Origin of the sequence: Arcticibacter svalbardensis MN12-7, from assembly GCF_000403135.1 — a bacterium.
Taxonomy (GTDB): Bacteria; Bacteroidota; Bacteroidia; order Sphingobacteriales; family Sphingobacteriaceae; genus Arcticibacter; species Arcticibacter svalbardensis.
This window is the reverse complement of the sequence record NZ_AQPN01000103.1, coordinates 1-20,566: the sequence shown is the minus strand read 5'-3', so window position 1 is coordinate 20,566 and position 20,566 is coordinate 1. Positions and strand designations below refer to the sequence as shown.

General features: G+C 37.3%; 15 protein-coding genes. 3 read left to right on the top strand and 12 right to left on the bottom strand.

What is annotated here, in order from left to right; translation table 11 throughout:
* Nucleotides 1-99: 99 nt before the first annotated feature.
* The 9 genes from ADIARSV_RS13860 to ADIARSV_RS13820 form a co-directional block, all read right to left on the bottom strand.
* Nucleotides 100-1,194, bottom strand: coding sequence for a glycosyltransferase (locus ADIARSV_RS13860; RefSeq protein WP_016196198.1), 1,095 nt, complete (start codon nt 1,192-1,194; stop codon nt 100-102).
* Between the two features lie 42 nt (nt 1,195-1,236).
* A complete protein-coding gene (locus ADIARSV_RS13855) occupies nt 1,237-2,094 on the bottom strand; it encodes a glycosyltransferase (RefSeq protein WP_152439894.1) in 858 nt (285 codons plus the stop codon).
* A 39-nt stretch (nt 2,095-2,133) separates the two neighbouring features.
* Complete coding sequence (locus ADIARSV_RS13850) at nt 2,134-3,300, bottom strand: DegT/DnrJ/EryC1/StrS family aminotransferase (RefSeq protein ID WP_016196196.1); 1,167 nt, start codon at nt 3,298-3,300, stop codon at nt 2,134-2,136.
* Complete coding sequence (locus tag ADIARSV_RS13845) at nt 3,297-4,742, bottom strand: lipopolysaccharide biosynthesis protein (RefSeq protein WP_016196195.1); 1,446 nt, start codon at nt 4,740-4,742, stop codon at nt 3,297-3,299. Before ADIARSV_RS13845 ends, ADIARSV_RS13850 begins: the two co-directional genes overlap by 4 nt.
* Nucleotides 4,743-4,761: 19 nt before the next feature.
* Nucleotides 4,762-5,775: an acyltransferase family protein gene (locus tag ADIARSV_RS13840; RefSeq protein WP_016196194.1), complete on the bottom strand. Its 1,014-nt coding sequence runs from the start codon at nt 5,773-5,775 to the stop codon at nt 4,762-4,764.
* Between the two features lie 53 nt (nt 5,776-5,828).
* Nucleotides 5,829-6,362: a UpxY family transcription antiterminator gene (locus tag ADIARSV_RS13835; RefSeq protein ID WP_016196193.1), complete on the bottom strand. Its 534-nt coding sequence runs from the start codon at nt 6,360-6,362 to the stop codon at nt 5,829-5,831.
* Nucleotides 6,363-6,634: 272 nt separating this feature from the next.
* The gene (locus ADIARSV_RS13830; protein ID WP_016196192.1) at nt 6,635-8,950 is read right to left on the bottom strand and encodes a GumC family protein; all 2,316 of its coding nucleotides are present in this window, start codon (nt 8,948-8,950) and stop codon (nt 6,635-6,637) included.
* 27 nt (nt 8,951-8,977) lie between these two features.
* Nucleotides 8,978-9,727, bottom strand: coding sequence for a polysaccharide biosynthesis/export family protein (locus tag ADIARSV_RS13825; protein ID WP_262482244.1), 750 nt, complete (start codon nt 9,725-9,727; stop codon nt 8,978-8,980).
* A 218-nt stretch (nt 9,728-9,945) separates the two neighbouring features.
* Entirely contained in the window at nt 9,946-12,840 is a 2,895-nt protein-coding gene (locus tag ADIARSV_RS13820; protein ID WP_016196190.1) for a ligand-binding sensor domain-containing protein, read from the bottom strand.
* Between the two features lie 287 nt (nt 12,841-13,127).
* On the opposite strand from ADIARSV_RS13820, the gene ADIARSV_RS13815 reads away from it, so the two are divergent.
* Nucleotides 13,128-13,976, top strand: a complete 849-nt coding sequence (locus ADIARSV_RS13815) for a glycoside hydrolase family 16 protein (RefSeq protein WP_016196189.1) — start codon at nt 13,128-13,130, stop codon at nt 13,974-13,976.
* A 65-nt stretch (nt 13,977-14,041) separates the two neighbouring features.
* Here ADIARSV_RS13815 and ADIARSV_RS22905 read toward each other — a convergent pair whose 3' ends face one another.
* The 3 genes from ADIARSV_RS22905 to ADIARSV_RS13805 form a co-directional block, all read right to left on the bottom strand.
* The gene (locus tag ADIARSV_RS22905; protein WP_016196188.1) at nt 14,042-14,170 is read right to left on the bottom strand and encodes a hypothetical protein; all 129 of its coding nucleotides are present in this window, start codon (nt 14,168-14,170) and stop codon (nt 14,042-14,044) included.
* A gap of 386 nt (nt 14,171-14,556) precedes the next feature.
* Nucleotides 14,557-15,084, bottom strand: a complete 528-nt coding sequence (locus ADIARSV_RS13810) for a hypothetical protein (protein WP_040300135.1) — start codon at nt 15,082-15,084, stop codon at nt 14,557-14,559.
* Nucleotides 15,085-15,117: 33 nt separating this feature from the next.
* A complete protein-coding gene (locus ADIARSV_RS13805; RefSeq protein WP_016196186.1) occupies nt 15,118-15,726 on the bottom strand; it encodes an energy transducer TonB in 609 nt (202 codons plus the stop codon).
* Nucleotides 15,727-15,946: 220 nt separating this feature from the next.
* Here ADIARSV_RS13805 and ADIARSV_RS13800 point away from each other — a divergent pair, with 220 nt between their 5' ends.
* Both ADIARSV_RS13800 and ADIARSV_RS13795 read left to right on the top strand, forming a co-directional pair.
* Nucleotides 15,947-17,227, top strand: a complete 1,281-nt coding sequence (locus tag ADIARSV_RS13800; RefSeq protein WP_016196185.1) for an Hsp70 family protein — start codon at nt 15,947-15,949, stop codon at nt 17,225-17,227.
* A gap of 91 nt (nt 17,228-17,318) precedes the next feature.
* Complete coding sequence (locus tag ADIARSV_RS13795) at nt 17,319-20,516, top strand: TonB-dependent receptor (protein ID WP_016196184.1); 3,198 nt, start codon at nt 17,319-17,321, stop codon at nt 20,514-20,516.
* Nucleotides 20,517-20,566: the final 50 nt, after the last annotated feature.

Genomic DNA, 20,566 nt, shown 5'->3' with positions numbered 1-20,566 from the left:
CTCACGATCAGTATTCTCTCGGTAACTATTCAAATAAATGACGAGGGCCAGTCTATTGTACAGGTTTTAAACAGATTAGAAAAGTTTGCATTTTAGGATTTATAGATCCACGATTATTTTTTCCCATTTAGCGGAAATAATATCCAGCGCATTGGTATGATTAATTAATCGGGCGTTAGCAGCTAATTTAGCTTTCAGAACAGGGTCAGATAACACCTTAAAAATAGATTCCGACATTTTTTTTATATTCTTATCCTGGATCAATAAACCATTTTTGCCATGATTAATGATTTCTGAGGGGCCAAATTCACAGTCCATTGCGATACTGGGGCAACCTACGCTCATCGCTTCAATTAATGCATTTGGATAGCCTTCTTCTCTTGATGGCAGGACAAACACTTCTGCCTGATGATAATAATCTTGTAAATTTGACTTTGATCCTATCAATTGCACGCTGGCACCCAATTGAAGCAAATCAACCTGTTTCCGAAGCGATTCTAATTCTATCCCTTCCCCAGCGATCAGTAAATCGGTATCGGTTGACTTTATATTTGCATAAGCCTCAATTAACTGGTCAAAGCCTTTTTCGTATGATAACCGGCCAACTCCTAATATAAATTTCGAGGAATGAACTCTTTGTTTGGAAAAAGACGTAAAACTAGTAACCGGATTTTTTATGACTACTAAATTAGTAAGATGTTGAAATGCTTTAATCTTTTTCAATGCTAATGCTATCCCTCGGGAAGGAAGCACTACGGCTTTAGCCTTACTGTAAATAACAAAAGTGGCGCATTTAAGAAACCTTCCAAATTGGTTAAGCGTATGGTCAGGAGTTGTTCTTTCTGATACAATATAAGGAGTGCGTGTCAAAAGGCATGTAATTCCGGTCCACAAATTAGCACTGGTCATAAAAGAAATCACAGTATTTGGTTTTTCAGTAATTAAGAGGTTTACTAATTTAAACCCAGTAAGTCCCGCATAATACAACCTGTAAAACACACTCTCCCCCCTTCGGCTTACCAAATAAACAACTTTAATTTCCGGAGGGATTTTATAAGATGATTCAGCATAGTTAAGGCAAATGATATGAACAGCAAAGTTACGCTGTTGTAAATTACCCGCAAGCGTACTTACAACACGCTCTGCTCCTCCACCTTGCAACGTATTGATCACAAAAAACAGCTTGCCTTTCATTTCTACATTTGAGAATTAATAATCTGTCAAGGGTTTGTTCTCCTAGATTAGCTTGGTCAACGTATGGTATGCCTTCGATATATTTAAATTCCACATATCAAATAGCAGATACTGGGAAATGTACATTTTTAGCAATTCCTTTTTAGAAATGGATGAATAACGAAAGTTGTTGATTATTACATTAAAGTCACTAATCATTCTGCCCTTTCTAACTTTCCCATCTATCAGGCTCCATATACCTCCCCGATGTAAACGATACACAGCCATCACTTCAGGTAATACATAGATCTTTCCATTTGTCCAGGCCATGATATACAGTTTAAAAAGCGTGTCTGTTCCGAAGGTCTTATAGTACCAATCTTCCATACCGATTTCTTTTACCCAGCCGTTATTTCTAGCCACCAGGGAACAGATCCTTGTTTCTTCCTTTTTCCCTAATAAAACATCTTCAAAAGCAAACTCCAGTACTTCAGGTTTTGTATTTACATATACAAGCTTCCCTTGCTCATCTATAACTTTAGTATAATGGCAGCAAATCGCATGTTGCGGGTGACTTTCCATAAAATCAACCTGTTTTTGCAACTTTAAAGGGTCACTCCAATAATCATCGCCGTCACACATTGCAATATATTTCCCTTTTGCTTTATTAATAACTCTCACCTGGTTTTTTATTGCTCCAACATTGCTATCGCTAACTAAAAGATGGATGATATCGGGATATCTTTGGCAATATGATTCTATAATAGCCCTGGTCTGGTCCGTAGAACAATCTTCTCCAATAATTATTTCAAACTTAAAATCGGTAATCTGCATTAGAAAACTATCTAATGCCTGTTTGATGTATTTTTCATGATTATATGAGATACAACATATACTCATCACTATTTCAAAATTCTTCATTTTATTTCCTTTATGACAACCAAAGGGGCACCCTATTTATTAAACTTTTCCATTTACAGTATATAACATTCTGACTATCTCTTGTGCAATAGCAATCGGAACTTCTTCCTTTATAGTTTGATCAGGCAAGTAATTCTGAACCCTTAATATGATTCTTGTAATGAGGTCCAGGTCAGAAAACGTCAGTGTATGATAAAGCGGCAAACAGAGTATTCGTTCTACAACAGACTCACAAACAGGCAAAAAGGTATAATTTACGTAAGGCAAGGATGCCAATGAAGGGTAGAAATATCGGCGGCAATAAATCTTTTCGCCCTCTAAAGCGGTTAAACACTGTTGCATCAACTCCTTTGTATCAAAAAGCACAGGGAAATAAGCATAGTTGTAATCAAGATCATTATTAAGACGGGGATACTTTGCTTGCAGATACTGTAACTTTTGCCAATAATACAAAGACAACTTTTTCCTTTTTTCTAATATTTCATCCACATGTTTTAAGTTACATAACCCCATAGCGGCATGGAATTCTGAATTTTTAGCATTGATGCCTAACTCAGTAAACTCGTTGGGACCATTATGTCCGAAATTTCGCATAAAAGCCATTTTCTTTAGTAACTCAGGACATTGAGTAAACACAGCTCCCCCTTCAATACTATGAAACAACTTAGTAGCATGAAAACTAGTGGTACTGATATCGCCATACTCATACACAGACCTGTTTTTATATTTGGTGCCAAAACAATGCGCCGCATCATAAATCACTTTTATATTATGCCGCGACGCAATAGCTTGGATGGCATCAATATCACATGGATTGCCATATACATGTGTAGCCACTATAGCGGATGTTTCCGGTGTAATCGCTTCTTCTATTTTTCGGGGATCAATGTTAAAAGTCTCCGGATCAATATCAGTAAAAACCGGTGTACATCCCTGCCATACAATACTGCTGGTAGTCGCTACAAAAGAAAACGGAGTGGTAATAATTTCTCCCGTCAATCCCAAGGCTTTTATCGCTAGCTGAAGAGCCATCGTACCATTCGACACATAGAGTAGATGTTTAACATCAAGATACTCCTTCAATTTTAGCTCTAATTCATTCACCAATGGGCCATTATTTGTGAGCCATTGACGTTCCCAAATGCTATTTACGTAATCATCGTATTCTTTTACTTTAGGAAGAAAGGGTTTTGTAACTGGTATCATCTTCTTAAGATTAGTTGTTTAAAATCGTATATAGCATCGAGTTGGGCCAGGTGACTAAAGCCCAGGTAAACAGTAAAGAAGGTAAATGAGTCAATAAGGAGTCTCCCAAGATCAGGAAGATGTAAACTATGCGCTAGAAAATTATCTAAATAATGACATACTATACCGGTAGCGGCAGACAGAATCAACGTTGGAAAAATGTCTTTAAGCTGCTCCTTAACCGGATAATTAATCATTTTACCACTGTAAAAAGAATTGATATAACAAGCGACTATATTGAATAAAAGCTGGAAATACAGTAAGCCATAGATCCCAAATGGGATTACGCAAAAAATGCCTGCTATACTGATCGTTTTTTTAATACCCTCCAATTTCAAAAGAAGGTCACTCCTGCCCTTTACCTTCAGAATATTAAGATTATATGCATGGAGCGGGTAAAGTATTCCAGCAATACACAGAATCTTAAAATAGGGCACTGCCGGCAACCATCTTGCGGTAATAAGGAACCTGAAAAGGGGCTCCGCAATTACATATAACAAAACCAGACATGCTGCATTCCAAAAGATCACTTGCTGCATCAATTTCTTATATACCATCTTTAACCTGATGTTATCCTGCGAAATGGAAGCAAACATAGGATAGGTTACTTTATTCATCGCAGTAGCTATATTACCTGTAGGAAGCTGGCTAAGGGAATCTGCCCTGGAATAATAGCCCAGTTGTGTAGCCGAATAATTCTTACCTATAATAAGCACATATATATTTTTGTATATAATTTCCAGAAGACCGGATAAAGTCATTTTATAACCAAAATTAAAATGAGTCTTAAAACTCGACTTATCGAAGATCAGCGAAGGCCGCCAGCCCGATAATATCCAATGAAAAACAGTAGTAAGAAATGATTGTAGGATATTCATCCATACCAGACTCCAAACGCCATAACCGTTCATAGCCATGATGACGCCTAACAGTCCGCCAGCTAAAACAGCAGGTACTTGTATGATTGTTTGGGTTTTGAAATTCATGGCCTTTGTTAACCTGGCATTTTGAATTTCATAAAATGCATTTATCACAAATATGATTGCATATACCCTAATCACGGATATTAAAATTTCCTGTTTATAAAAATGTGCGATATAGGGTGCCAGTGAATAAACCAGGGCATATATGACTATACTTCCTACTAAGTTAAAGAAGAACACGGTCGAGTAATCCCGTTGAGTAACATCATCTGACCTGATTAAAGAGGAAGATAAACCACCATCCACTAAAACACTTCCTGCAGCCATGAAAACAGTTAACATCGCAATTAAACCAAATTCAGATGGTGCTAATAGTCTGGCAAGAATAATCGTAATACCAAAACTAATTAACTGAACGCCAAACTGCTGACTAAACGTCCACACCAATCCTGATAATGTTGTTTTCCTTAAACTGCTCATAAAGCTTAACTAATCGGAATTATTGAATTAAGGATTCTACTACTTTTTCAGGATACTGTTTCCTTGAAAAATGCAGATTCCTAAGAAAGTACAGGATAGGTTTTTCCAGGTATCTTGCTACCAGCCAAGCAAGGCTAATAAGTACCATGACACACAAAAAGATTACCACAAATTCATTTGATATATACTGCTTCAATGTCTTCATCAGGATAAAACCAATATTTTGATGAAGCAGATATAGCGGATAAGAAACATACCCAAGGAATACAAGTGGCTTGATATTCAGAACCTTCAGCTTATTATAAACAAACAAATAAAAGAGGAAGAAAATACCGGTAAATGCATAAACACATCCAGCACTCTGATGAACCCAAATCCCAGTACCCAAACAAGCGGCAATCAATAAATGATCAGTCAATCCTCCATTATTGAATTTGAGGTTGTAAAACAATATTCCAGCAAGAAAGAACATCCCATACTTAAAATTCAAGAAATAAGCGCCAAAAGGAAATAGTCCCTGTCTATTAAATAACATCAATAAAAGCCAGGTAATGGCAAGTATTTTAACCTTCGGAAGCCAACCCAAATAATAAATAAAGGCCATTGCCGTATAGAAAAACAATTCTGGTAAAAGAGACCAGTAGGCACCATCTATATTTCGCACTTCAAATACACCCTGAATCATACTCCAATTCATTATTATTTCGTAAATGGAAAAACCTTCCTTTCCAGGCAGCTTCCACAGAGAAATGATAGAGAGGGTAATGAGTAAACAAATCCAATAGGTAGGGTATAATCGGGTAAATCGCTTAAACGCAAACTCTTTCACATTGTTCACGTTTTGCAAAGTCATGTAAATTACAAATCCGCTAATCACAAAAAAGAGTTCAACACCATAATGTCCATAGATCCAGTCGTACTTAACAGGATAAGAGTGTCCATAAACTTCCCTGAACCGGCTTGTATAATGAAACAAAACCACATTCAGAGCAGCAAAGCCTCTCAAAACATCCAGTTCTTTTAAACGAGTCATAACTATTGGAAGGACTGCGGTATTAACTTATAATTTCGTAGGGAAATCTATTCCTAACGTGCAGGAACCAGACAAAGATCTGAAACGGCGATTCTGGTGACCATAGCACATTCCAGATTATCAAATAACATGAGTACCGTTTTGCCGCAAATCTTAATTACCTTGCCCTCATGACTACTAAAAACCCCTTGTTTTAACAATACCTTATCTCCTACCGAAACAGTATGAGAGCTTACTACTTCTGCATCAGGATGTGCCATCAATAGTTCTTTAATTTTATGGAGCTCTGTATCCCTGATTATCGCGGGCTTACCCATGTAGTAAATAAAATTGAGTACCCCATAAGTTTGCCGTACTACCAGCTCCTCTTTCAAATTGACATGCACAAATACATAGGAACTGAACAGAGGTAATTCTACCGTCTTCTTCCGGTCAGACCATTGGCTCGTTACCGTTCTTAACGGGCAAAAAGACTCGATTCCTTGTTGATTCAACAGCTGATCAACTTTTTTTTCCCATCGCGCACGGGTATAGATCACAAACCATTTCCGTTTGATTTCATTGTCTAAAAATGTTCGGGTTTCCATAAGATGATTGAATAGGTAGGATTTAATTTCTCTGTAAGGCAAACATAGCTTCGCTAACTCACTCCCATGATTAATTTGAAATAGTGTTAAATAGAGCTTTAGAAATTTGATTTATTAAAAAATCAGGACACATTGGTTTATAACATATCTTCATTAATCTTTTAAGACCAATTCGATATCAATTCTAGAGTAGACGTTATGTACTTAAAATATTTGACTGGTTTATTATATTGTAAATTGGTTTAATATAGAACAACAAATTATATAAAAATTTAAGCTTTCATTTCCTGTAAACCATAGCCACCATAAACATAAGCTTTACGGTTTTCCTTCCTTGCATCGTTAAACACAAGCATTAGATTCTTAAGCTTTTTGTTTTCAGAAATATCCTCAAGAATCCCCAATTGCATTTTTTCTGTATAGTTATATCTGATCAGATAAATACCGGCATCCGTATATGGCGCAATACTAAAAGCATCCGCTACCTGCCCAACAGGTGAAGTATCCACAATAATATAATCAAACTCTTTTCTTAATCTTTCAAACAGGAGCCCTATTTTGTAACTCATCAATAATTCAGATGGATTATCAGGTAGCGTTCCACATCCTATTACAAATAGATTAGGAGCAAGATTAGAAGGTTTAATTACTTGACTCAGTTCTATATCAGGATCATTCAGGTAATCAGTTAATCCCTTTTCCTGTTTAATGTTCATATCCTTTAATAAATCAGGCTTACGAAGATCAAATTCCAATATGACCACCTTTTTGTCTACCATAGCTAGCGTGATACCCAGATTGATACAAAAGAAGGTCTTCCCCTCCCCCTTCATTCCTGAAGTAATCAGCAGGACCTGGTTCTTAACGGTATCATTCATTAATCCCAGGTTTGACCTGATATACCGGAACAATTCGGATATCGTAGTACGACTGCCTTTTTGAACGACAATACTAGTCTTGCGTTCTTCATTATGACTAAGTTCCCCAAGAATCCGTGTTCCAAAAGAGAGCTCCACATCACTAATGTCCTGCACTTTGGTATTCAATTTATCCTTCACATATAACACAGAGAAGGGCAATAAAAATCCACCCAAAAGAGAGCAGATATAAATTAATGTTGTTTTAGGTTTAGCTGGAGCAGTATTGTATGCTGGCCTGTCTATAATTTGAGATGTAGGTATGGTAGAAGATAAAGACAATGCTGTTTCTTCTCTTTTCTGTAATAAATACTGATACAAACTCACCTTTACACTTTGTTCTCTGCTTCGCTCCTGTAATCCCCTTTCAATACCAGGAACGTTCCTGATAACAGACTCATATTGAGAAGATTTAGACAGCAAGCTATTGCGCTCTAAGGTCAATCCTCTGCGTACATTTTTTAAGTTTTCTCTTATGTTACTTTTAAGTCCGGCCAACTGGTCGTTAATATTTAAAACAAGAGGATTATTAGGCCTGTTGTAGCGCATCAAACGCTGTCTTTCCACTTGAAGATCATTGTACTTACCAATCAGGTTACTCAACGTCTGATCCTTTAAACCAAGCGTACTAGGCACCAACTGATACCTGCCATCAGCCTGGCTAAGATACTTTTCCAGAGACCGTATTAAATTCAATTGAACGCTTGATGACGAAAGCTGCTGGTCGTAATTACCCGAATTCTGAAGATTCATCTGCGCATCTGTATTAATATCGGTTACCCGATTCAGCTTTTTATACTTTTCTACATCACCTTCTACTACCGACAAATCATTAGTAAGATACTTCAACCGGTTATCAATGAACCTGATCGTATTACTCGCCATAATGTTTTTCGTATTCACATTCTCCCTGTTATAATCCTCAATCAGCTTGTTCAGAATATCTACCCCTCTTTCAGGAATCGGGTCCAGGAGACTTAGCACAATTGTATTTGCATCTTTGACAATAGGTAATACGGTAAGCCCGGAAAGACTATACGATTCGGCCATTCTATACAAATCCTTGAACTGTATAATCACTGGTGAAAAATTAGCGCTGAATGAAGGACCCTTTTCAACTTTAACCAGGTAATCATTCGTTTTTATGAGTTGATCAAATTTGTAAAGCACTCTTCTCCCTTTACTTTCAAGAGTAAAACTAGAGTTGTCTTTAATAACCAGTTTCAGGATTTGAGCATAAGCACCAGGATTCAACTTGTATACCACAACGCGAACTGGCAATGATTTACCATATAATTCCTTATCTTTTATTTTCCCTTCCACCATATAATGGGTATCCATAGACAAGCTTTTTAGTACATTAAAAATCAAGTCTCTGGATCGTAAGACCTCCATTTCATTATCCACTGTTTTAGAGATATGAAACATATTGAGATCACTGAATGCAGTTCCTTTGCCCCCTGCATCACCTTTTACGTCGTCCTGTATCAGTAAAGTACTACTAACTTTATATTGTGGTGTAGCATATTCCAAATAAGCGAAAGCTGCTCCTAAGCTCAAACCAATACATAACACAAAAACATACCAGTTTTTAAGATACTTCATTGAAGTATCAAGTAAATCACCTTTTACTTGATAAGCAGATTGTTGTTTTTGATTAATTAAAGCCACGGTGTCAACTATTTACTTATTGTTTAATTATCGATTGAGAAATGTGGTTGCCAATACCGCTACTGCTGAAATAGTAGCTATAAGAAGCGGCATAAGGCGATTATTAGGACTGATATCTATTGCTTTACCTTTATCCGGCTCTACATATACAATATCATTCTGTTTCAAGTAAAAGTAAGGCGAATTAAGAATATCCCCCTTGTTCAGGTTCATGTGAATAATTGTACGTTTACCTTCAATTTCTCTAATTAGTAAAACATTTTCCCTTTTACCATAAGCAGTCATATCACCCGCCATACCAAGAGCCTCTAATAAATTCATCTTCTCATTGGTCATGGTAAAAGTCGCAGGATGATTCACCTCTCCGATTACTGTTATTCTAAAGTTCAGGAACTGAATATTTACAATCGGATCTTTGACATAGTTATTCAAACTTTTTACCACCGTTTGCTGTGCTTCCTCAATCGTTAATCCCTGAAGGTTGATGTTCCCTGCGACAGGTAAGTTTACATTGCCTAGTTTATTAACGCGGAATCCTTCTTTTTCAGAATATCCGTTTTTATTCATGTTATTCGAATTCACTGCAAACAAAACATTTGACTCACTGCTTAATGTGTTGATTGTTATACTCAATAAATCATTGGTTTGAATTCTAGGTTCTATATCATTGGTTATTACCTGGCTTTCGCCTGATTTCCCGGTTAGATCACTAAAATAGACAAGATTCCTTCGGGGAGAACAAGAACTTAATAAAATTAAGATCAACGAACAATACATACAAAATTTGAACATGGATTTTATTTTTACTTAATAATCGCCGACTGTTTCTAATTGGTATGTAAATCTATATCGAAATTTCAAAAAAAAGATTGCTTTTAATGGATTGTAAAGAAAAGTGTTATCATTAAACGAAACATGCACACTTTTGCATAGACAATGTGGTTAATTAATCAAATAAATCACAAAATAGCAGGTTTAAAAACAAATTAAGCAGATCAATTCTGACTGGTAACCTGAATGAGATAATCGAATAAATTGATATCGGAGGAAATCTGCAATTTCTTTCTCAACCTGTAGCGACTCACTTCAACAGCACGGATCGTGATGCTCAATAACTGGGCCATCTCTTTAGAGGACAAATTTATCTTCAGATAGGCACAAAGTTTTAAGTCATTCGAACTCAAGTTTGGGAACCTGGCTTTTAATTTACTTATAAAATTGGAATGAACATGGTCAAAATGTATAGCAAACTGCTCCCAATCAGCCGTACTTTTTTCCGCTTCATTCAACAGGCGAATTACTTTTTTAAGTTCCTCTGCACCATTTTCCTCATCCCTTAGAAGAGGCGCCAATTCCTCCTTAATCTTTGATATCAATTTGTTATTCTGGATCAGGTGCATACTTGTCGTGGCCAATTCTTTGTTTTTAAAGTTTACCTCTGATTCCAGCTTTTCATTTTTCAACCTGACTATTTCATTTTCGTTCCGCTCAATTTCAACCTGATACTGGTATTTAATATACTCTTGTTCCTTCGCATGTTTCCTTTTCTGCCATTGGCTCAACAAGTAGATTATTCCAGCTACAACTAAAAAATAACACAGGTAAACCCAATAAGATTCATACCATGCAGGTAATATAGAAAAGCTATAAGTAACAGTCCTCGATTCGTTACCCAGATTATTCCGTGCCTTAACTTTAAAAATGTAGTTACCTCGCGGAAGATTGGTATAATCCTTTTCGCTTTTAGAGCTCCATTCAGACCAATCATGATCGAAGCCACTCAGCTGATAGCTAAACTCTATATTATTTTGTTGCTCATATAAAGTAGAGGAGTATTCGAGATGCAGTGAATTATTATCATGCGTTAACTCTACACTCTCTTTGGTATTTTGCTGCGACTGAATCTTATTATCCGCTAAAAAATACCCTCCATAAATGATACTGTCTTTCTTACCTGAAACCTTAATCAGCGAAAGAGTAACATTTATAGGTTTTATATTCTGGATGTATTTTTTATAGTTGATATGAATCAGCCCACGGGTAGATCCAATAAATACATTCTCTTCGTCAAATGGATATATATTTTCAAAACCAGCTAGTACCTGTGCATTTAATTCAGGAAAAAAGACAATGGTATAATTCTTATTTCCGGAAGGCTTTTTAAAGTCAAGAACACCTGCCCGCTTGTAGCTGATAAACCAAATGTTTCCCACTTTATCTTCCTTCAGGTAATGATACACATTATCCTTTAAAATAGGACCAAGAAAGGAGGATGGAGCAAACCGCTGTGTTTTATCGTTGAATTCATAAATGCCCTTTGTTGTTGCTATGACAATTCTGTTTTTAATCTTTGCAGCGTAATTCCCTAAGGATGAAGGTAATCCATCTTTATCTGTAAATAATTTAGTCTCGCTTATCCTCTTCCTGTCTGAAGATAATTTCATTCTGTAAACGCCTCTATAAGGATGCGATGCCCATAATACCCCTTTGTAGGCAATAAGAAAGCGTAGCGGTTCATTAAGCCCCTTAACCTGGCCTTTATTAATAAACTGGTTATTACTGTAATCAATAGATTGTAAACCAGTATAGGTTCCAGCTATTATACTTGAAGAAGGGCGGCTGGATGATAACGGTTCAAATAACCAGGTTCCCGGTGATTCGTACAACTGTTTTGCACTATTATTTTCAATCACAAAGGCACCATCTTCATGTCCCATGAGTAGTTTATTATTTATTTCCGTCATACTCCACACCTGGCCCGTGGTATTCCCAACTTGCTTAAAGTCCTGCCTCGAAAAACTCAAATCCTTATTATTAGATTGTAAGTCATTATAGAACAAACCATTAGATGTACCTACATATAAAGAATTTTCAAATATCAATGAACAATAACTGCTGGTTTGCTTCTCTTTATCCGGATAAATGTATTTTATAGCATTATTAAACGCAATAAAATTGATACCATCATCGAGTCCTAACCACAGATTACGGTTTTTATCCATAAAAATACTCCTGAGATTATTTTTATACAAGCCTTCTGCAGAAGAAAATTGCTGTATAATTTCTCCTTTTTTATCCATGATATAACAACCCGCCGCGGACGTGGCAACTGCATACCAATTGTTATTAACGGTAATGGCCTTATAAATACGATTACTTTTAAATGCTAAATTGTAGAGACTTTGCTTTCGAATAAAAAAGTTTTTACCCATCAAATACAATCCACTTTTTAAAGTCGTAACCAGGAGTGTATCGGCACTATAATTTAAAATAGATGTAATGTAATCATGAATGGGATTTGCTTTAAATACGGTAGACTTCCAGTTGTTATTTTCGAATACAACCAGACCCTTTGCCATATCCTGCGCATACAGTTTGCCGTTAACCTGACCTATAAATTGCCATGAACTTTCTGGTTTATACACTTTAATTGAGCCATCCCTTAAATGAAATATTTTATCTGTGGTACGGAAAAATACCTCATTCTTTATAATCACGATCTCCCATACATCCGAAAACTGACGGTCTTTAGCCGGTATCCTGTTTTTTAAGGAATGAAACTTAAGCGATCCGCTTTGATCAGGGAAGAAGTACCCCAACTCATCCTGAGCACCAACAAATATCTTACCAGAAGCATCGATTTTAACAGATCTTACTATAGTGCGGTGTGGCAAAGCATACAATTTCCAATGCCTGCCATCAAAGCTTAATAAACCTTCATTATTTGCAAAGTACAGAATCCCATTCTTGTCCTGGTCAATATCCCAGTTCTGCGTACCCCCTTTATAATCCAGATTACTATACGTATTTATTTGAGGAATTCCAATAGAATTCTGAGCGTACAGTTTTGAAAAAGAAAAAATAATAATGATTAGATAGATATGCCTCATGAACAATTTAAAATACGTAATAGGTTTATTGGTTAAAAAAACGGCATTTATTATTCAAATATACAACATGATTCTCATTGGGTAGTAGTAATGTAGTACCAAAATTATACTGTTTTTACATAAACAAGGTACACGTTCAGGTATTGTTGTAGAGGGCAAATCAGGTTCCATTTGTAGAGTATCTATATTTGTCTTAAGATTTTAAACCGTCTAGCGATGCTAATACTATCCATTGGCACAACCTGAATAAAATGAAACCTGTTCTATAACCCAATAACCCCAATGTTATGTCTCTAATAACCATTTTAAATTGCTTTCTATTTATTAGCACATCATGTTCAAATAAAGCAGATGTTAAGCCCTTACCTGAAAAACCGGATCAAACACCTGTTGATAAAAATTGGACATTTGAAACTACACCCATATGGGCAGATGAATTCGAAACACCAGGTCAGCCTGATGCTACTAAATGGGGCTATGATATTGGCGGTAGCGGATGGGGAAATAATGAATTGGAGTACTATACCAACACCATAAAAAACGCTGAAGTTTCAAACGGCACATTAAAGATAAACGCCGTAAAAGAATCGTTTAATGGAAAGGAATATACATCTGCGCGGATGGTATCCAAAGGAAAAGGCGATTTTTTATATGGTCGGTTTGTATTTAAAGCTAAACTACCAGCAGGCAAAGGCACTTGGCCAGCCATCTGGATGCTGCCAACTGATTTCTCCTATGGTGACTGGCCAAAATCCGGAGAAATAGATATTATGGAACATGTCGGTTACGACCCTAATAATGTACACATCACCGTTCATACAGATGCTTACAATGGCGCGATTGGAACACAGAAGGGTGATGCTAAAGCGATACCAACTGCAACATCAGACTTCCATATCTATCGCTTAGATTGGACCCCTTATGCCGTAAGAGGATATATTGATGATCAGGAAATATTCAATTTCATAAATGAAGGAAAGGGTTTCTCTGCGTGGCCTTTCGATAAAAAGTTTCACATCTTAATGAATGTTGCTGTAGGTGGAAATTGGGGAGGAAAAGAGGGTGTGGATCCAACAGCTTTCCCTGCAGTGATGGAAGTAGACTATGCACGCGTGTACAAAATGATAGAAAAATAACTCCTTACTGAAAAATTAATAAGTAAACCGTGTAAAATAATTTTCGCAGGGTTTACTTATTAAAATCACTTTTTCTTCGTACCAGAATCCTTCTTTGGGACGCAATTCGGTACTTTCTTCCCTTTTTTAGTTTTCATTCCTACCTGCTCATACTTGTCCCAGCAGGGATCCTTATCATTATTTTTCTCAGCCATACTTAAATTTTAGGTAGATGTTTAAATTGCTTAACAATCAATTAACAAAGTCTATGCCAGCGAAAACAACCAACACATTATTCATGCTAAACCAATAAATATCTCAAAAACAAGACAATTAATTATTCTAATCTGTTCGTTTTTTTATAAATTTATACATAATGCATTTTCCATCATTGGCATCTCAGTAGCTGCCAGATAAAGTACTATTGGTTAGTTCTAACCCGGATTAATGAAGTTGGCGAGTTACAGAAGAATGCCGTAAGAAGAATCATGCGCAGCGATATCATCAGCATGCATGAACAATTGAGTGCCATTGTCAGGGCACAAAGAAAGCATTTTTCCGACACAGGAAAGGACGACCATCCCAATGAAGTTTGAGAATCCTATTTAATATAAACAAACGAAACACTGTCCCTCACCACTAGTCCACTCATATTCTCACTGTTATAGCTAATTGTATATTTACCAGCATCGTTAATCGCATAGCCCTTTAACAAATCAACATCCATAGAAACACTATCCTGAGGATTCAACTTCATATAACTACTTGCTGGAGGGGGCATTATTCTTTTAGCCATGGCACCTTTATAAGCAACTTCTTCTCCACTTTCATTTTTAATATCCAGATACTTACTTATTAAAGGTTCAAATGGAGTATGCCATTTACAAAATTGCATAACGCTGTCAGCCTTGTTATAAACAGTAAATTTCAGTTGCACTAAATCACCTATTTTTATCGTATCCTTAATTTCCATTTCAGCAAAAAGGGCCTTTTGTGCAGTAAGACTATTTATCTCTTGAGCCACTGAATCCGCCACTACTTTATTCTTATCCGTTGTTCTCGTAGTCTGACTACAGGAAGAAAGTGCCAGCACTCCGGCAGCAGCAAATATAAATCTCAAGTTTTTCATAACACAAAAGTATCCCTTTTTCTGCAATATCATTTACTGTCCCTCTAAATTCAACATGATCGGCAGTGTATACTGAACCCGTACTGCTCTACCATTTTGAACTCCGGCACGCCACTTAATTGTTTTTTCCAACAGTCTTATTGCTGCCTCACCAGTGCCCATACCCATATCTTTCAGCACCTTTATATCCGTTAAACTACCATCTTTCTCCACTATAAAACTCATCACTATTCTTCCAGAAACACCACTTTCCCTTGCTGAAGCAGGATAAATGTAATTTTTACCGATATATAAATAGAATTTAGATAACCCACCAGGGTATTTCACCTGATTTTCCCTTGTCTGAGGAGGCTCCACTACTTTAAGAGGAGGAGGTGCCAGTTTATCAACCGCAGAAGGAGCAATCGGGGTTAAATCCGTTGGTACAATTTCCACAATTCTATCATTCGAACCCGTCCCTTTAATATATCTGGAAATCAACGGAGCACTTATGATCAAAGTAAAAAATAGTGCGCCTAAAAACATAGCCAGATTAGTCATCCTGCTATTATCCTTTCTTAACTGATAAGCACCGTACTCTTGGTTGCGACCAGTAAATATGACGTCAATCCACTCTTGGTTATAAAGATCTAACTTTGCCATTTTATTAAATTTTAAGGTTAGTTTTTAAGGTCTAAAAAACAGGATAGCTACGTCTCTTTTTATACACATTTGTGATTACACCAGTCATATTCCATAATAAAATGCGCTCTGCAATAAATATATTTCTCCGTCACGCATCAGGATAATTCAAATTTTTTTTATACTTTCGCCGCCCGGTTATTCTGGTTTATACATCGCTGAATAATTATTCCCATTTGCCATGAAGAAATATTTGTATGGAATAGATTTTGGAACGACAAATTCGGCTTTATCTATTTACGATGAAGAGAAACAAGAAATCCTCACGACCCTAATCATTCCTTCCCTGATTTATTTTCCACAAGACCGGAGTACCACAAATAATGAAGAATACGTTGTGGGAGAAAATGCCATTTCAGCCTACCTGCAGGATGGTATGAAAGGGCGGTTCATTAAATCAGTCAAACAAATCTTATCCAGAAGCAGCTTCACCCAAACACGCATTCAAAACAAAGCATACGACGCATCCGACCTTGTAGCTATCATTTTAAAAGAGCTAAAAGCCAGAGCAGATGCCATGACAGGACAAGAAGCCCAAAAGGTAGTTATAGGCCGTCCTGTTTTCTTTGATGATGACAGCACCCAAAAGGATACCCTTGCACAAAACCGACTCACCAAAGCCGCTCAACTCGCCGGATTTAAACATGTCCGTTTTCAGTTCGAACCCATAGGAGCAGCCTATGCATACGAGAAAACGCTTCGTAAAAAAGAAAATGTATTGGTAGCCGATTTAGGAGGAGGAACAACAGACTTCACCTATCTGGTACTTGACCCTGAAAAAGTAGGCAGCATTGACCGGAAAAACAACCTACTTGCTACAGGAGGAATTTACATTGGAGGAGATAGCTTCGATTCAGCCTTCATGTGGGAAAGAGGAACACCCTATTTTGGAAAAGATACACCCTATGAAGCCACGCCAGGAAAGATCCTTAACGTCCCCAATTCACTATTCGCCAATATCTGCTCTTGGGATAAAATGAACTTTTTCAATGGCAGCAGAATCAGGAAGGACATTGATGATTACTATTACTTCTCCAAAAATAACCGCAAATTCAAAAACCTGATTACGCTGATTGATCATAACCTCGGCTATTCCGTATTCCAGTCCATTGAAAAAACAAAGATTGATCTTTCCAGTCAGCAGAGCTCTACTTTTCTTTATTCCAACAGGGATATTGAAATTAACGAGGTCGTTTCCCTGTCACAATACAATGCAATCATCGAAAGGGATATCAACAAGATCCGTGTGTACTTAAACGAATTCATGGCGGCGAATCAGATACGCACAGAAGATATCAACAGCCTGTTTCTTACAGGAGGAACCTCCATGGTAGCATCTGTTCAAAATCTCTTCAAAACTTCGTTTCCACACCTAGAAATCAATTCTGGAGATAACTTTAAAAGTGTAGCACAAGGACTTGCGTACAGTGGCTATTTGTTTGAAGATGAAGAGCTACACTGATTTATCTCCGTCCTTAAACATTCCTTAATATTAAAACATAAGTAAGATAACATTAGGCCGTTACTTTCGCTGATCGAAAACTAAACACCTTATGAAACAACTGCTTTACTCAGCAATGTTTGTACTATTAGTTTGTTTTACAACTAACAAACTGCAGGCTCAAACCACCCAGGCATCCATCTCCGGCACAATTACAGATCATTTAAATAAGCCGGTTGCAGGTGCATCGGTAAAAGTTCGAAATGAGTCAACCGGCTTTACTACCACTACCACTTCCAATGCTAAAGGAGTTTACACATTTAAGGAATTGCCTTTAGGAACGCCTTACACTGTATCCGTCACATACATTGGTTTTGGTCAACAAAAAAGAACAGGTTATTCACTCAATCAGGGCGATGCGTTATCTGTCAACCTTACTATCCGTGACGCAGTAGAAAGCCTTGCTGTAGTTGAAGTTATCGGATCAGGATTAAAAAACAAAACAGAGAACTTAGGTGCAGCAACGGCAATTTCAGCAAGGGACATTACGAAACTGCCAGTAAACGGGCGTAACTTCACATCTTTAATGGAACTTTCTCCATTAAGCAGAGGTGGAAATATTTCCGGACAACTAGGATCATCGACAAATTACACAATTGATGGGATGAACGCTAAAAACCCAACTTCAGCTGGATCGACAACAAGCCGAAGCGGTGCGCCATATTCAATATCCATCGAGGCTGTTCGAGAATTCAAAGTAGTAACCAATCAATATGACGTTATATATGGACGCAGCGGAGGTGGTACTGTAAGTGCGGTTACCAAAGCGGGAACAAACACGCTTACCGGAAGTGCTTTTACTTATGGCCGTGCCGATTGGTTAGCAAGCCCTTATGACATCAGAGGCAATACACGTAATATTGATTATTCCACTTACCAATATGGCTTCTCCCTTGGAGGACCTATTATTAAAGATAAGTTACACTTTTTCATGGCTTGGGACCATCAGCAAGACTCCCGGCCATTAATTATTGCCGATGTTCAATCTCCTACAGACGAAAGCCGCTTTAACATTACTCAGTCTACCCTGGATAACTTTTTAACCATTGCACGCCAAAAATATGGTGTAGCCAGTTCCGATCAATTTGGATCCTTTGATAAAAGCAGGGGTTCTGATGCTGCATTCGCACGTTTGGACTGGCAGATCAACGATAAAAACCTTCTAACCATCCGCGATAATTACACCAATGATAGAAATAAATTAGGATTGGAAGATAATACCACTATTAACTTATATGAATCGTATGCCAATGATAAAAATGTAGACAACAGTCTTTTAGCTACCTTACGTACATCAATAAATCCAAAATTTACAAATGAATTAAAATTACAACACTTGTATACCTTTCAGGAAAGCAGTCCGGGTGATCAATTGCCAGCAGCAAATATCCCAAGGGCAATAGTAGAAAGTATATCTTCAGTTATAAATGACGGCACGACTAAATCAACTAATATTGAACTTGGAGGCCATCGCTTTGCTCAGGAAGGTTTCACTAATAATGTAATTCAGCTGGTTGATAATATCTATTATAATACCGATAAAATTAAGTACACCTTTGGTCTCGACCTGATGTATACACATGCAAATTCTACGTATGGCAGTGAGGTAAACGGACGTTTCCATTTTACAAACTCAACCGGCGTTACTGCCCTTACAAATTTTGATAATCTGACGCCATACCGATACTATAGAGAGGTTCCCCTGGTTGATGATCCAAGTGTAAAAGCAGGCATTTTAAATACAGCACTTTACGGACAGATGCAAACTACACTGGCAACAGGACTAGATATGATTGGCGGATTGCGCGTTGATTATAGTGATTATCCAACTTCACCTTTAAATCAGCTGGTATTAGATGAATTAGGAATTCGTACCGATAACAAACTTACATCATTCCTAATTCAGCCCCGTCTACAATTTACCTGGGACGTAAATGAAAGACACACTGATTTTATACGTTTAGGAGCAGGGATTTTTGCATCAGATATCAATAATTATGTCACCATTAACAACCTGACTTTTGACGGTAAACACTTAGGCACAGTGGATGTAAGGGGTGCCAATGTTCCTACCCCAAACTTTATCGGATATCGCAATGATCCATCTACCACCCCTACTTTAGAAGCCTTTCAATTACCTACTATTAATACCAACGCCACCGATGCGCAAGTCCCGGTCATTTACAAGGCCAACTTATCTTACAGTCAGTTTATCACTGACCGTATTAAACTAGGCATTACTGGTTATGCTACCCTTGGACGTCATAACTATATGTATGTGGACCGTAACATGGCAGTTGATCCTTATTTTACCCTTGCCAATGAGGATAACCGCGGAGTATATGTACCCTTAAGTACGATGCCAGTAAATGGAGCAGGCGACTGGCAACAAGGTCGTATCAGTCAAAAACTAGGTCGTGTTTTAGAATTGAACAGTAAGGGCAAGGTAAACCAGTTTGCCGTAGTTGTAGACGGAACTTACCAGTATTTAAAAGATGGCGCAATTACCATTAGCTATACACTGAATGATACGAAAGATAACACTTCCTATAATGGTAACGTCGCTAATACAGCAACATTATCTTTACCAGTGAAGGATGACCCGCGCGACTTAAGCAAAATGAGTTATTCAGATAATCAGTTCAGACATAAAGTAGTATTTTATGGTACATTACCTACTTTTTATGGTGTAAGCATAGGCGTTCGCTATTCAGGTATTGGCGGGACAAGATATTCTTTATTATCCGGAGGTAATACAAATGCTGATTTCGTTGCAGGAACAAATGATTTAGCTTATATCTTTGATAAAGACAATCAAAGTGTACCAGAAAATATTCGTACAGGCTTACAGGCCATTTTAGATAATCCTGATGCAAGTCAGAGTTTAAAAGATTACATTCTTAAATACTCCGGACAAATGGCCGAAAGAAACGGAGGTATAAATAGTTTTTACGGAATCTTTGACTTAAGAGTAAGCAAAAAGATAAACATTTTCAAAACACAGAGCGTTGAGTTCTCAGCCGATATATTTAACGTAGCCAACTTACTCAATAAGAAATGGGGAGTGAATGAATCACTGGGTACACAAGCCCTATATGCATTAGGTGTTCCTGCAACCACAGGCACAGCTGCATTACCTAATTTTGATGCTGCTAACAAAGTATTTAACTACCGTGTAAATAACTCAGGCATAGTAACACCATCCGGCAACCCGTATCAAGCTCAGCTTGGTATCCGTTATGCATTCTAATAAGGAACTAACAATCTCATAAAAAAAATCGCAGGTAATTTACCTGCGAT

Bases quoted from the DNA above. Each gene is read 5' to 3' on its own strand.
- ADIARSV_RS13860 (WP_016196198.1), bottom strand. From the start codon at position 1,194: ATGAAAGGCAAGCTGTTTTTTGTGATCAATACGTTGCAAGGTGGAGGA.
- ADIARSV_RS13855 (WP_152439894.1), bottom strand. From the start codon at position 2,094: ATGAAGAATTTTGAAATAGTGATGAGTATATGTTGTATCTCATATAAT.
- ADIARSV_RS13850 (WP_016196196.1), bottom strand. From the start codon at position 3,300: ATGATACCAGTTACAAAACCCTTTCTTCCTAAAGTAAAAGAATACGAT.
- ADIARSV_RS13845 (WP_016196195.1), bottom strand. From the start codon at position 4,742: ATGAGCAGTTTAAGGAAAACAACATTATCAGGATTGGTGTGGACGTTT.
- ADIARSV_RS13840 (WP_016196194.1), bottom strand. From the start codon at position 5,775: ATGACTCGTTTAAAAGAACTGGATGTTTTGAGAGGCTTTGCTGCTCTG.
- ADIARSV_RS13835 (WP_016196193.1), bottom strand. From the start codon at position 6,362: ATGGAAACCCGAACATTTTTAGACAATGAAATCAAACGGAAATGGTTT.
- ADIARSV_RS13825 (WP_262482244.1), bottom strand. From the start codon at position 9,727: ATGTATTGTTCGTTGATCTTAATTTTATTAAGTTCTTGTTCTCCCCGA.
- ADIARSV_RS13820 (WP_016196190.1), bottom strand. From the start codon at position 12,840: ATGAGGCATATCTATCTAATCATTATTATTTTTTCTTTTTCAAAACTG.
- ADIARSV_RS13815 (WP_016196189.1), top strand. From the start codon at position 13,128: ATGTCTCTAATAACCATTTTAAATTGCTTTCTATTTATTAGCACATCA.
- ADIARSV_RS22905 (WP_016196188.1), bottom strand. From the start codon at position 14,170: ATGGCTGAGAAAAATAATGATAAGGATCCCTGCTGGGACAAGTATGAG.
- ADIARSV_RS13810 (WP_040300135.1), bottom strand. From the start codon at position 15,084: ATGAAAAACTTGAGATTTATATTTGCTGCTGCCGGAGTGCTGGCACTT.
- ADIARSV_RS13805 (WP_016196186.1), bottom strand. From the start codon at position 15,726: ATGGCAAAGTTAGATCTTTATAACCAAGAGTGGATTGACGTCATATTT.
- ADIARSV_RS13800 (WP_016196185.1), top strand. From the start codon at position 15,947: ATGAAGAAATATTTGTATGGAATAGATTTTGGAACGACAAATTCGGCT.
- ADIARSV_RS13795 (WP_016196184.1), top strand. From the start codon at position 17,319: ATGAAACAACTGCTTTACTCAGCAATGTTTGTACTATTAGTTTGTTTT.